Origin of the sequence: Bacillus cereus group sp. Sample62, from assembly GCF_036851315.1 — a bacterium.
Classification (GTDB): Bacteria; Bacillota; Bacilli; order Bacillales; family Bacillaceae_G; genus Bacillus_A; species Bacillus_A wiedmannii.
Genome location: NZ_JAFLPK010000001.1, coordinates 4,993,823 through 5,007,275 on the forward strand (window position 1 = coordinate 4,993,823; position 13,453 = coordinate 5,007,275).

Below are 13,453 nucleotides of genomic sequence, written 5' to 3' on the forward strand. Positions count from 1 at the left end.
ATATTATTTATGAGGTGATATATATGAACGGAAACAAAATATTAGCAGCTTTATCATACTTTAGTGTATTATTTGCCCCTATCTTATTCCCTATTATTGTGTGGATTGTGGGCGATTCTGAAACAAAACCACACGCAAAACGAGCTCTATGGACACACATCATTCCGAGCATCGCGTCATTTATTGGATTTATTATTCTAGGAATTATGGGTATTGGATCGAATCAACCAGACGTAACACTTGGCATTGGAGCAATGATTGTCTTATGTATTTGCGGCATTATTAGCTTATACTACTTCATTTGGAACATCGTAAAAGGTATTAAAGTGCTGAAAGCTTAAGTTTAAACAAACGTTTGATTAAAATCGTACGCATCATAATAAATGAAATTTTATCGGCGATACGACAATCTTTTAATAAGAAAAAAACCGTCCCAAAATACCTTTTGGGACGGTTTTTTTATCTTCTGCGTTTCTTCTTTTTTCTCATCATTTTTTTGCGGCGCGTATTCACTTTATCCGCTATAATGTGAAGCGTGCTTGCCACAACAATTCCCATTATGAACGTTACAATTTCAACCTCATGTTTCTTCGCAATTTCTATTAAATTCCCGTCAAACGCGATTATATTTAATAAGAATAAAAACGGAGAAAATACAATTAACATGTATGCAATACGAATCACATCACCAAGTATAATTGTATGTGTAAAGAAGGATCGATGCGGCATGACCTTCTTATACGGATACCAAAATATACGTAGGAACCCCCATTTATTATACGCATTACTATATGTATCTAAATCCGGCGTTAAAAATGAAGTACCTACTAAAAAGCCAATTGCAAAAGTTAATAAAAAATCCAAGTTTGTTAATCCATACGAAAAGAGCATAAACAAAACAACCGGAAGGGATATTAAGTTTATTTTCGTATGCGTTCTTCCTGATGGCATAATGCACTTCCTCGCTTACGTTCGCCCCGTCACCATATGACAGTTCTCACCTATTGATCTAATTTCTGATCGATAAAGGATGTGTCTATATCCGAACCAAACCATTCTGCCAACTTCACTCGTGCCTTATCTTTCACCTCTTCATTGACGTATAACGACGCTTGTAATAGCGCAGCCATTAACGCCCCTAAATCGTCTGTATAACCAACTCCAGCAATGAAATCTGGGATGGCATCAATTGGTGCAATAAAATAAGCAAGTGCTCCAATCACAATAATTTTCACTCGCTTTGGAACATCAGGTCTTTGCAAAACATAAAACAATAATAAGCTTGCATAAATGACCGACTGTCCTGCTTGCTTTGCAACATGTTTTGCTTTCTTCCAAAACGCTTCAACTGAAAATTTTTGTTCCATGTAAAAGCCTCCCTATTTTTTTAAAGAAATAAGCTACAATATGTTATCAGTAAAAGTTCATCAAAATTACACATAATCTATCAATGAACTTTCATTGTAACAAACAAACCAAAAAAGAACAAGTGTTCGTTGATTTTTACATACTTCCCTTCATATAATAGGTTTCTAGATAACCACTCACCCATTTTCATTTCTTATTTCTCAACAAGAAAATTTTCACTTTCACTTAACATTCTGCTCTACCTTTGTTATATTTTCTAGTTGACGGACATATAAACGAATGTTAAAGTTTTCTCTGGTAGTGACAAATCTTATACAAAAAATGTAAAATGTTATAGTGTTTCTCAGAAATGAATTTTGTTGTATAATACAGAAATGACGTTATGCTTATGAGCAGCACAAGAAACCAAAAGGGTATGCATAGTTATAGTCGTATATGGGTGAATATAGAACCTCTAATTATGGCCAAGAAAACTATGTATTTTTTATTTTAGCATTTTTCGCTCCAAAATCGACCAAGCCTGATAGAGAAAGGGTGGAAATAAATGAAAGAAACCTTGAAATCACAATTTCAAAATGTGCGTTTCACTGTATTCGTAGCTTTAGCCTTATGGTTGAAGACATACCTTATTACACGCACAAGCTTTGATTTAAAACTTGAATCTTTCATGCAAGAATTCATTTTATTCCTTAGCCCATTAGCAGCATCATTACTGCTTGTTGGTCTTGCATTATTTGCAAAAGGGAAAAAACGTAACTATATAGCACTTGGAATTAGTTTTGTTTTAACAATCGTTCTTGTTGGTAACGTAATGTTCTACGGATTCTACAATGACTTCGTTACTTTACCAGTACTAGGACAAACATCTAACTTCGGAAGTTTAGGTTCTAGTGTGAAAGAATTGTTTAACTACAAAATTATCCTTGCATTTGCTGATATTATCGTATTCTTCATTTTATTGAAGAAGATGAAGAATTTTGCACCGACAGAACGTGTAGCACGCCCAATGCGTTCCCTATACTTCGTGTCAACAGTTGCTATTTTCTTCGCAAACTTAGGACTTGCAGAAGCTGAGCGTCCCGAACTATTAACACGTTCATTCGACCGCGTTATGCTTGTTAAAAACTTAGGTTTATATGTACACCAAGTGTATGATCTTGGCTTACAAGCAAAATCAAGTTCACAAAAAGCTTTTGCTGACGGTAGTAAATTACAGGAAACAGAGAACTATGTAAAAACAACGCAAAGCAAACCAGATCCAAATATGTTTGGTACTGCAAAAGGGAAAAACGTAATTGTCGTCTCTCTTGAGTCATTACAAACATTCTTAATTGGTGCAACAGTTAACGGACAAGAAGTTACACCATTCTTAAACCAATTTACGAAAGAAAGTTATTACTTTGATAACTTCTTCCATCAAACTGGGCAAGGAAAAACATCTGATGCTGAATTCTTAGTAGATACTTCCATGTATCCACTAGACCGTGGTGCTGTATTCTTCACACACGGTAATAACGAATATACAGCAACTCCAGAAATTTTACGTGAGCAAGGATATCACACATCGGTATTCCACGCGAACAACGCAACGTTCTGGAACCGTAACATTATGTATCCGGCACTTGGTTATGATCGTTACTACAACGAACTTGACTACAAGATTACACCAGAAACAAAATTAAATTGGGGATTAAAAGATATCGAATACTTCGATCAATCTATTGATATGTTAAAAGAAGTGAAGCAACCGTTCTACACTCGCTTCCTTACGTTAACAAACCATTACCCATTCACTTATGATGAAAGCACGAAATTAATCGATGAATACAATTCTGGTGATGGCGTATTTGACCGTTACATGGTAACTGCTCGCTATTTAGACGAAGCAATGAAACACTTTATTGAGCGTCTAAAAGCAGAAGGTATTTACGACAACTCAGTTATCGTATTCTACGGTGATCACTACGGTATTTCTGAAAACCATAACCGTGCAATGGCACAGTTCTTAGGAAAAGAAGAAATTACTGCATTTGACCATATGAACTTACAAAAAACACCGATGTTTATTCACGTTCCAGGTCAAAAAGAAGGTAAAACAATTTCAAAACCAACTGGTGAAATTGATATTAAACCAACAATTCTAAACTTACTTGGTGTAGATTCTACGAATCAGGTTCAATTCGGTCATGATGTATTCTCACCAGAAAATAAAGGATTTGTTGTTCTTCGTGACGGTAGCTTCGTTACAGATAAGTACATGTACACGAACAGTACATTCTACGATCGTAGCACTGGCGAAGTTGTACAATTACCAAAAGAAGAATCTCAACCACTCATTGATCGTGCCCAAAATGAATTGAACATGTCTGACAAAATCATTGAAGGTGACTTACTTCGCTTCTCTGAAAGTAATAAGACCAAAACTGGTGAAGTAAAGACAGCTATTAAAGAAGAAAAGAAGAGCGCTGAGTAATCTCAGCCTCTTTTTTTTATATTTCTCCATACAATCACTTATATTCATTAACTTTAACATTACATAACCTTTACCAAATATTCACATAGGATTAACGAAACATCTCTATAATAAAATATGTAAGCAAGGTTCTATATATTTCTTATCTCTCATCTGTAATAAGATCCCTTAAAGAAATATATGAATCGTTTATTTCTACTTTCTTATAATTGTCTTTCAATATGTTTTGTTTCCATACACAAAACATTCAATAAGACGATGTCCCTATGAAAGATAGCTACCCTCCTTGTGCAGCATTCCATAAGAATGTTGCTTTTTTTTATTCAAAAGCAGGATTCTTATTTCTTATTTTCGAATTTGTATATACAAAATGCTATAAATCACCACTACTTCTCTACCATTTACAAATACATATACGTCATATGTAAAGAGTTACCCACATAAAAATTACTATAGGGATTTTTATGAATTAAAGTTTCACTTTACTTATGCACTTACGAAAGGATGGGACGAAAATTGGCATATGAAAGATTTGTACTTTGGAATGATGCAGTTATTGATACAATGAAACAAAAAACGTACATAGATCTTGAAGAAAGAGGCTTGCAGTTTGGGGATGGTGTCTACGAGGTTATTCGCCTATATAAAGGAAACTTTCACTTATTAGATCCGCATATCACAAGATTATATCGCTCCATGGAAGAAATAGAATTAACACTCTCTTTCTCAAAAGCAGAACTTATTACCCTACTTTATAAACTAATTGAAAATAATAATTTCTACGAAGATGGAACGATTTATTTACAAGTATCTCGCGGTGTACAAGCTCGTACCCACACATTCTCATATGACGTCCCTCCCACAATCTATGCCTATATTACGAAGAAAGAAAGACCAGCGTTATGGATTGAATATGGTGTACGTGCTATATCAGAACCAGATACGCGCTGGCTACGCTGTGATATCAAATCATTAAATTTATTACCCAATGTATTAGCCGCTACGAAAGCTGAACGCAAAGGTTGTAAAGAGGCTCTTTTCGTACGGAATGGTACTGTAACTGAGGGAAGCTGTTCTAATTTCTTTCTCATAAAAAACGGAACTCTCTACACACATCCAGCCAATCACCTTATTTTAAATGGCATCATTCGTCAGTATGTCCTTTCTTTAGCGAAAACCCTTCGCATTCCGGTAAAAGAAGAACTGTTTAGCATTCGCGATGTTTATCAAGCGGATGAATGTTTCTTTACAGGAACGACGATTGAAATTTTGCCGATGACTCACCTTGATGGAACTGCCATCCAAGATGGTCAAGTTGGCCCTATCACAAAAATGCTACAAAGATCATTTTCTCAAAGCTTGTTACAATCCAATATGTCATCTTCTTAAACACGTATAATTTCTATCCTTTCTGCATTCAATATATGTATTTAAATGGAAATCAAGGTATAGATTTATGCCTTGATTTTTTTTTGTAATCTTTTTGTCATATTCAGATTACCGCATAAGTCTTGACAGTAATCGACATGCTCTTTAGAATTTTTAACAGTTGGTAAATATTTCTTCACTACATTACAGACAGAAAGGAATCGACAAATTATGAAAAAATACCTTGCCGGTCTTGCGGCAGTGTCTGTAGCAGGAGGAGCAGCACCTACACTTGATAGTGTTCAAGCTGCCCCTGAACAAAATACACAAAAAGCTGCTACAACTGTCCAAGCTTCCGCATCAAACAGCTCATCTTATACGGTAAACACTAGCGTATTACATGTTCGTGCAGGATCAAATACTTCTCACGACATCATCTCGCGTGTTTATAACGGTCAATCATTAAATGTGATTGGCGAAGAAAATGGTTGGTTCAAAATTAACATTAATGGAAAAACAGGATTTGTTAGTGGCGAATTTGTATCAAAAAATGGAGCAAGCAATTCTAATGTAAGTACAACAGGTGGAAACAATAAAGTTACTGCTGATGTATTACGTGTACGTACAGCTCCAAACACTTCTAGTTCTGTTTCAGGACGTGTATATGAAGGACAAGCTTTAAACGTAATTGGTCAAGAAAATGGTTGGGTGAAAATCAATCATAATGGGCAAGTTGGTTATGTAAGTAGCGAGTTTGTATCTGGCGTTTCTTCTAATGCAGGTTCTTCAAACAACAATACGAATAATAACAACCAAGAATCTGTAAAACCAGCAAGCGGAAACTATACAGTAAATGTATCTTCCCTTCGTGTTCGTACAGGTCCTAGCACTTCTCATACAACTGTAGCTTCTGTTACAAAAGGACAAGTAGTACAAGTTGTTGGCGAAGTTCAAGATTGGTTCAAAATCAATTATGCAGGACAAACAGCTTACGTAAGCAAAGACTACGTAACAAAAGGCGGTTCTAACGACAACGTTACACAAGGAAACAACCAAGATAACAAACAAGAACAAAATAATAATGTAACCGTTCAAACTGGTGGTACTTACGTTGTTAACGCAACATCTCTACGCGTTCGTACAGGTCCTGCTGCTTACCATAGTGTAATTGGTGGCGTGTTAAATGGCACTACATTAAACGTAGTTGGATCTGAAAACGGTTGGTTTAAAGTAAACTATCAAGGAAAAACAGGCTTCGTTAGTAGCGAATTTGTTAAGTTCGTTAAAGGTGGCACTGCTACTCCTGAACAACCGAAGCAACCTGAGCAACCAAAACAACCTGATCAAGGTGCAATTGGTGACTACTATATTAACGCTTCTGCATTAAACGTACGTAGCGGCGAAGGTACAAATTATAGAATCATAGGCGCACTTCCACAAGGACAGAAGGTTCAAGTAATCTCTGAAAACTCTGGATGGAGCAAAATTAACTATAACGGTCAAAATGGTTACATCGGAACACGTTACCTTTCTAAAACACCAGTTGGTGGCGCAGTAGATAATAAGCCTAACGACAACCAAAATAACAATCAAAACAATAACAACAATAATACAGGCAATAATAGTGGTGATAGTTCTTCCATACTTGCATATGCAAAAGGAATGCAAGGCGTACCGTACGTTTGGGGCGGAACTTCTGCTAACGGTGTGGACTGCAGTGGCTACATCTACCACGTATTTAAGAAATTTGGTCATAACATTAGCCGTCAAAGTGTTGCGGGATATTGGGGTAGCCTACCACAAACTTCAAATCCACAACCAGGTGACTTAATTTATTTCAAAGACACTTATAAAGCAGGTCCTTCTCATATGGGTATTTACCTTGGAGGCGGATCATTTATCCAAGCCGGAGATAAAGGTGTAGCAATCGCTTCATTAAGTAACTCTTATTGGAAGAGTCATTTCTTAGGATACACGAAAGCACCTTAATTAATAGTTTCAAAGCCTTCTAGATTACTAGAAGGCTTTTTTTAGTATATGTCACCTATATCCCCGAAAAAATAATGTATCTATTTCCCTATTTCATACACCATATTCCACAAAAACAACCCATAACGTTATCATAATGTATATATTTACATAAAAAACATAACCTATTTCATGTGTATTTATTTTATATGTGTTTTTTCAAAGAATTTTCTTTTTATTTAAACTTTTCGTTAGACGTTTGACCTCCGATGTCCATTATGATAAGTTACTTAAGATGTTATATTCGTAAACGTATAGACAACTGGTTTATACACTTTTTTTACTATGAGGAAGGAGCATACACTGCATGAATCTTTTATGGGGAATTGGCGGCGTGATTGGAGTATTAGCAATTGCTTTTTTACTATCTTCCAACCGCAAAGCTATTAATTGGCGCACAATTTTAATCGCGCTAGCATTACAAATGTCATTTTCATTTATCGTATTAAGATGGGATGCCGGAAAAGCAGGTTTAAAACACGCTGCAGACGGCGTTCAAGGATTAATTAATTTTTCTTACGAGGGAATTAAGTTCGTTGCTGGGGATTTAGTCAACGCAAAAGGCCCTTGGGGATTTGTCTTCTTTATTCAAGCACTACTTCCAATCGTATTTATTAGTTCATTAGTAGCAATCTTATATCATTTCGGTATTATGCAGAGATTTGTGAGTGTCGTTGGTGGCGCATTAAGTAAACTTCTTGGAACTTCTAAAGCAGAAAGTTTAAACTCAGTAACAACTGTATTTTTAGGACAAACTGAAGCTCCAATCTTAATCAAACCTTACTTAGCACGTTTAACAAATAGTGAATTCTTCACTATTATGGTAAGCGGTATGACAGCTGTTGCCGGATCAGTTCTTGTCGGCTATGCAGCAATGGGTATTCCGTTAGAACACTTATTAGCAGCAGCAATTATGGCAGCTCCATCAAGTTTATTAATTGCGAAATTAATTATGCCAGAAACAGAAGAAGTAGATAATAACGTTGAACTTTCTACAGAACGTGAAGATGCAAACGTTATCGATGCAGCTGCACGTGGTGCATCTGAAGGTATGCAACTTGTTATTAACGTAGCAGCAATGTTAATGGCTTTCATCGCATTAATCGCTTTATTAAATGGCTTATTAGGATGGGTTGGTTCTTGGTTCGATATTAAACTGAGCCTTGATTTAATCTTCGGTTACTTACTATCACCATTTGCAATCTTAATTGGGGTTTCTCCAGGTGAAGCGATACAAGCAGCAAGCTTTATCGGTCAAAAACTTGCAATCAACGAATTCGTTGCATACGCAAACTTAGGACCACACATGGCAGAGTTCTCTGACAAAACAAATTTAATTTTAACATTCGCAATCTGTGGATTCGCAAACTTCTCTTCTATCGCAATTCAATTAGGTGTAACAGGAACGCTAGCTCCTACTCGCCGTAAACAAATTGCACAATTAGGGATTAAAGCAGTTATCGCTGGTACATTAGCGAACTTCTTAAATGCAGCAGTTGCAGGTATGATGTTCCTATAAAATGATGTAAAGTCTCCTCTTTCTAAAGAGGGGACTTTTTATTATTATGTTTACTTTTTTGTATATATTAAATACTTTATGCTGAAATATAAGAACATTATGATACAATAATTAGTAAGTCTGTTTATTTTTTCTTACCAAAGAGGGATACTACTTATTGTTGCTCTCTCAAAAAGAATCTAGTCATCCGGTCTATTTCTTAATAATTGCGCATACTACAAGTATCCTTGCATGAATTATCTTTAAGGAGGAAAGTTTTGTGAAAAATAACTTCTATAAAGTCCTCTCTATGTGGGTTTTACAAATTTTATTTTATTTTACAACTGTACATGTAACGCAATATGAGCATGCTCTCATTTTTACAATTATATATGTAATGGTTAATGTACTATTTCTATTTTTGCCTGATAAGACTGCATTTGTTCTCTTCATATTAGGAACCATTGTTTCGGTGTTCTACCTATTCTACCAAGCATGGCTTTACTTATGGAGCACATCAGAACAATGGCAATACATTATTACTCACTTCCTAATGGCAGCAAACTTCTTCATCGTATATATCTCAACTCATTTATTAAAGAAGGTTATTCATGAAAATCAAGAATTAACCGAACGTGTGAGAATATTAGAACAATACATTGGAGAATCAAAATTATTAACAAGACAAGAATTCGAAAGACGACAAGCATTATTAATCACTGCAATGAATCGTCGTAATGAAACAGGTATTATTATTTACTTTGATTTCAATTCCTTTAGTAAATATACAAAGGAAAGTGTTATGAACCGTGTAGCTTCATTATTAGTTGAAACGATAAGAGATGACTTTGATCTTGCTGCTGAATACGATAATAATAAGCTCGTTATTTTATTACAAAACACAAATGAAGCCGGTGCTGACATTGTAATGAATCGTCTAAAGCCAAAAATGGAGCAATGGCTTGCTGCTGAAGCGATCCAAGATATACAAATTTCACGCGAGCAAATTGGGAACAAAGGAAAGACGTTATTATGATGACACTCGTTATACTGCTTTTATTCCTTCTGTTTTGCGTACTCGTTTTTTGGATTAGTATCACATTTTCGATTAAGTATATACTTATATTTACAGCCTTTCTATTCTCTGCCTTACTTGTTTACTATTCTTTCTTAACACTCGCAGGTTTAGTTCACCGAAATAGTAAACGAAAAGATCGTACGCTAGAACATTATCCAAGCGTCGACATTTTAATACCAGCCCACAATGAAGGGGTCGTTATTAAAGATACTTTAGAGGCGATGGCAAAGATTGAATATCCAGGTAAACTAACTGTTTATTTATTAAACGATAACTCTCAAGATGAGACACCTGAAATTGGGGACGATTTTGACAAAGCTTATGCTCATATTCGTCACATTCGTGTTCCGGCGGGTGAACCAAAAGGGAAATCGCGTGTATTAAACTATGGTCTTAGTATTTCAGATGGTGAATACTTCTGTGTGTATGATGCAGATAACCAGCCTGAACCACATGCACTGCGAATGCTTGTAGAACACGCTGAAACAATCGAGGATGCTGTTGGAGCTGTTGGTCACGTTCGTACTGTAAATGAAAACAGAAACTGGCTAACACGAATGATTTCATTAGAATTTCAAATCTTCCAGCTCCTTATGCAATCAGGACGCTGGTTACTATTCCAAACAGGTTCACTAACAGGAACAAACATGCTTCTTCGTCGCTCTGCATTAGAAGAACTTGGCGGCTATGACCCGTATGCAATTGCAGAAGACGCTGAATTAACATTACGAATTACACAAAAAGGCTATCTCTTACCGATCGTTCCAGAATCGATTACATGGGAACAAGAACCTGAGCATTTAAAAATCCTTATTAAGCAGCGTACACGTTGGCTCCAAGGGAACTTGTACATTTTAGAAAAAATGTTTTCTTCCTTAAGTTTCTTTAAAGGAAAACTTCTCGTCCATTCCTTACAACAAGTTTTAGTGTATGTTGTATTTTGGCTATTCTTAATCATTTCGAACGTTTGGTTTGTAATTGGGTTACTCGGGATATTCCAAATTCAATATAGCATTCCGCTACTATTTATGTGGTATGTCGCATATATTACATATGTTTCTCAATTATTTAGTGCCCAGAGTGTGGAACGAACCTTTACACCAACTAATATTTTTATTAGTGTTATCATGTACTTTACGTACGCACAGCTCTTTACGTACTTATTCATTCGCAGCTTAATTTTATACTTACGTGCAAAGAGCAAGAAACAAGTCATTGGCTGGGATAAAACAGTTCGATTCAAAAAAGAAAAGTAAAACTTTAATCAGTGGGAGTTCTCCCACTGATTTTTATTTACAAAATAAAAATCAGCACAGAGCGCCGTATGCTCTGTGCTGATTTATTGCCGTATAAATTATATATATCAGACAATACCCCTTAGCTGAAAGTAATTTCACGTCCATCCCCCAACGAACGATTGACCTTCATTTATATACGAAAAAGTGATTGCTATTTTTGTAGAACCAATTGCTTCTCTTGCTGTTCTTTGCGCGTTTCAGTCTTAGGTTCCGTGCTTTCTTGGACACTACGATGTGCCACACGTTTCAAACAAATATGCTTCCACTTTCTTTCGTAACGTTTCATTATTCTTGATGTCCCCCTTGAATGCGCTTTAAAACTATTTGAAATCGCTTACAGGAAATAATATAGCACATATATATAAACGTGACAACACATTTCCGACAATTTTTTGTCAAAAATATGAATAGAATTTACAAATTATCGTAATTTGTCGAAACGTATCGATTTTTCTTTATATAAAAGGCATACTACTTATATAGTAAAGTATTTTATTTCCCTTACTTGTGTTTAAATTCCTTCTATATAAAAAAGAGCTGATACATAATCAGCCCTTTTTCCTTCTATTATTAATGACGCTTCATACGTCCTTCTTTTTGTAACTCTTTAAATAATGCCGCCATCATAAAGAAAATAACGAAAACGAATGGGAATGCGGCAATGATAGCTGCCGTTTGCAGTGCTTCTAATCCACCAACATATAATAGAGTAGAAGCTATCGCTGCTAAAACGATACCCCAAACCATTTTAATGCGGTTCGGCGGATTTAAACTACCATGTGTCGTTAACATCCCTAAAACAAATGTCGCAGAATCTGCTGATGTAATGAAGAATGTTGCAATAAGTAGAATACCTAATACTGATAAGGCTGATCCAAAGCTTCCCATCTGATCAAACATAGCGAACAATCCTACTTCAGTCCCCATCTCTTTAATTTTTTCAAAGATATGTGCATCGCCGAACAGCTCCATATGAATACCCGTCCCGCCGAAAACAGAGAACCAAAGCGCACCGATTACAGTCGGTACGAGTAACACACCGATAACAAACTCACGAATCGTACGTCCTCGTGAAACACGGGCAATAAACGTACCTACGAATGGTGACCATGCAATCCACCATGCCCAATAGAAAATTGTCCACGACTGAATCCATTGGTTTCCACCTTCATCTAATGGACTTAAGCGGAAGCTCATGCTTGGCAATTCCTGAATATAAGAACCGATTGTTGAAGTGAAGTAATTCATAATAAAGTTTGTTGGACCTGCAAATAATACAATGATCATAAGTGCAAACGCCAAAATAATGTTCGTATTACTTAAATATTTTATTCCTTTATCAAGACCTGTCTGCGCAGATAACATGAAAAGAACTGTTACGATTGCAATAATAACTAACTGTGTTGTTAATGAATTCGGGATAGATGTTAAATAACTAACACCACCGGCAATTTGTTTTGCACCAAGGCCTAATGACGTCGCCACTCCAAACACAGTTGCGAAAACAGCTAACACATCAAATGAATGAGCAATACGTCCATGTTCCCCGCCTTTGAATAACGGACCTACTGTCGCACTAATTGTACTTGCTTTTCCTTTTCTAAAAGTAAAGTAAGCAATACACAGCGCTACAAATGCATATAGTCCCCACGGATGTAATCCCCAATGGAAAAATGAAAAACGTAATGCAAGACGCGCACTTTCCTCAGTTGTACCTTCTCCAAACGGAGGTGCGTACAAATGGTTTAATGGTTCAGCAACGCCCCAGAAAACTAAACCGATACCCATACCAGCGCTAAATAGCATAGCAAACCATGTCATATAACTATAATCAGGTTCATCATCATCTTTACCTAAACGAATAGAACCGTATTTCGAAACAATTAAAAAGATAGACACACCTAAAATAATAGAAACAGAAATAATATAGAACCATCCAAACTTACTAACTAATGCAGTTTGAATTGCGGTTGTTACATTTCCTAGACTACCTTTTCCAATAATAGATTCGGGAATAATCCCCCAAAGTGTAAATGCAATACATAATGTTAATGAAACGATGAATGTTTTTGTCAGTTTCCTCATCAAATCCCCCTTCGTAGGTTTTACTTTTTTAAATAACATAAATTCCGATATGTAAAATCGGATAGAAAACTATGATTTTTGAGGTGATTTTCTTACTTTCACCTTCACCAATTCGAATTCTTATGGACAGCCTTACCTTCCGTATAATCTTTTTACTCTGCAAGAGCTATAAGATCGAAATACTGCTGTCAAATTGTGCGAGAAAAATGCGGATGGGAATGTGTTTTCCCAAAAAAGGATGTGTTACAGATGTAAAA

Annotated in this window: 10 protein-coding genes; 7 read left to right on the forward strand and 3 right to left on the reverse strand. The window is 35.9% G+C overall.

The window, feature by feature from the left end; translation table 11 throughout:
* Positions 1 to 23: 23 nt before the first annotated feature.
* Entirely contained in the window at positions 24 to 341 is a 318-nt protein-coding gene (locus tag J0835_RS25695; RefSeq protein ID WP_087983179.1) for a DUF4870 domain-containing protein, read from the forward strand.
* A 118-nt stretch (positions 342 to 459) separates the two neighbouring features.
* Here the strand turns inward: J0835_RS25695 and J0835_RS25700 are convergent, their stop codons facing one another.
* Positions 460 to 951, reverse strand: coding sequence for a metal-binding protein (locus J0835_RS25700; RefSeq protein WP_087983181.1), 492 nt, complete (start codon positions 949 to 951; stop codon positions 460 to 462).
* A gap of 50 nt (positions 952 to 1,001) precedes the next feature.
* Positions 1,002 to 1,367: a YkvA family protein gene (locus J0835_RS25705; RefSeq protein ID WP_000435500.1), complete on the reverse strand. Its 366-nt coding sequence runs from the start codon at positions 1,365 to 1,367 to the stop codon at positions 1,002 to 1,004.
* 545 nt (positions 1,368 to 1,912) lie between these two features.
* Between J0835_RS25705 and J0835_RS25710 the strand changes: the two genes are divergently transcribed.
* From J0835_RS25710 to J0835_RS25735, 6 genes are all read left to right on the forward strand, one after another.
* Positions 1,913 to 3,841, forward strand: coding sequence for an LTA synthase family protein (locus tag J0835_RS25710; RefSeq protein WP_087983185.1), 1,929 nt, complete (start codon positions 1,913 to 1,915; stop codon positions 3,839 to 3,841).
* Between the two features lie 504 nt (positions 3,842 to 4,345).
* A complete protein-coding gene (locus tag J0835_RS25715) occupies positions 4,346 to 5,230 on the forward strand; it encodes a D-amino-acid transaminase (protein WP_087983187.1) in 885 nt (294 codons plus the stop codon).
* 210 nt (positions 5,231 to 5,440) lie between these two features.
* Positions 5,441 to 7,198, forward strand: a complete 1,758-nt coding sequence (locus J0835_RS25720; protein ID WP_087983189.1) for a C40 family peptidase — start codon at positions 5,441 to 5,443, stop codon at positions 7,196 to 7,198.
* 346 nt (positions 7,199 to 7,544) lie between these two features.
* Entirely contained in the window at positions 7,545 to 8,756 is a 1,212-nt protein-coding gene (locus J0835_RS25725; RefSeq protein ID WP_087983191.1) for a NupC/NupG family nucleoside CNT transporter, read from the forward strand.
* Positions 8,757 to 9,015: 259 nt separating this feature from the next.
* Positions 9,016 to 9,771, forward strand: a complete 756-nt coding sequence (locus tag J0835_RS25730) for a diguanylate cyclase domain-containing protein (protein WP_087983194.1) — start codon at positions 9,016 to 9,018, stop codon at positions 9,769 to 9,771.
* Positions 9,768 to 11,069: a glycosyltransferase family 2 protein gene (locus J0835_RS25735; RefSeq protein ID WP_087983196.1), complete on the forward strand. Its 1,302-nt coding sequence runs from the start codon at positions 9,768 to 9,770 to the stop codon at positions 11,067 to 11,069. Before J0835_RS25730 ends, J0835_RS25735 begins: the two co-directional genes overlap by 4 nt.
* A 612-nt stretch (positions 11,070 to 11,681) precedes the next feature.
* On the opposite strand, the gene opuD is transcribed toward J0835_RS25735, so the two are convergent.
* On the reverse strand, positions 11,682 to 13,196 hold the full coding sequence (gene opuD / locus J0835_RS25740; protein WP_087983198.1) for a glycine betaine transporter OpuD: 1,515 nt from the start codon (positions 13,194 to 13,196) through the stop codon (positions 11,682 to 11,684).
* Positions 13,197 to 13,453: the final 257 nt, after the last annotated feature.

Coding starts and splice junctions, on each gene's coding strand:
- J0835_RS25695 (WP_087983179.1), top strand. CDS start 24: ATGAACGGAAACAAAATATTAGCAGCTTTATCATACTTTAGTGTATTA.
- J0835_RS25700 (WP_087983181.1), bottom strand. CDS start 951: ATGCCATCAGGAAGAACGCATACGAAAATAAACTTAATATCCCTTCCG.
- J0835_RS25705 (WP_000435500.1), bottom strand. CDS start 1,367: ATGGAACAAAAATTTTCAGTTGAAGCGTTTTGGAAGAAAGCAAAACAT.
- J0835_RS25710 (WP_087983185.1), top strand. CDS start 1,913: ATGAAAGAAACCTTGAAATCACAATTTCAAAATGTGCGTTTCACTGTA.
- J0835_RS25715 (WP_087983187.1), top strand. CDS start 4,346: ATGGGACGAAAATTGGCATATGAAAGATTTGTACTTTGGAATGATGCA.
- J0835_RS25720 (WP_087983189.1), top strand. CDS start 5,441: ATGAAAAAATACCTTGCCGGTCTTGCGGCAGTGTCTGTAGCAGGAGGA.
- J0835_RS25725 (WP_087983191.1), top strand. CDS start 7,545: ATGAATCTTTTATGGGGAATTGGCGGCGTGATTGGAGTATTAGCAATT.
- J0835_RS25735 (WP_087983196.1), top strand. CDS start 9,768: ATGATGACACTCGTTATACTGCTTTTATTCCTTCTGTTTTGCGTACTC.
- opuD (WP_087983198.1), bottom strand. CDS start 13,196: ATGAGGAAACTGACAAAAACATTCATCGTTTCATTAACATTATGTATT.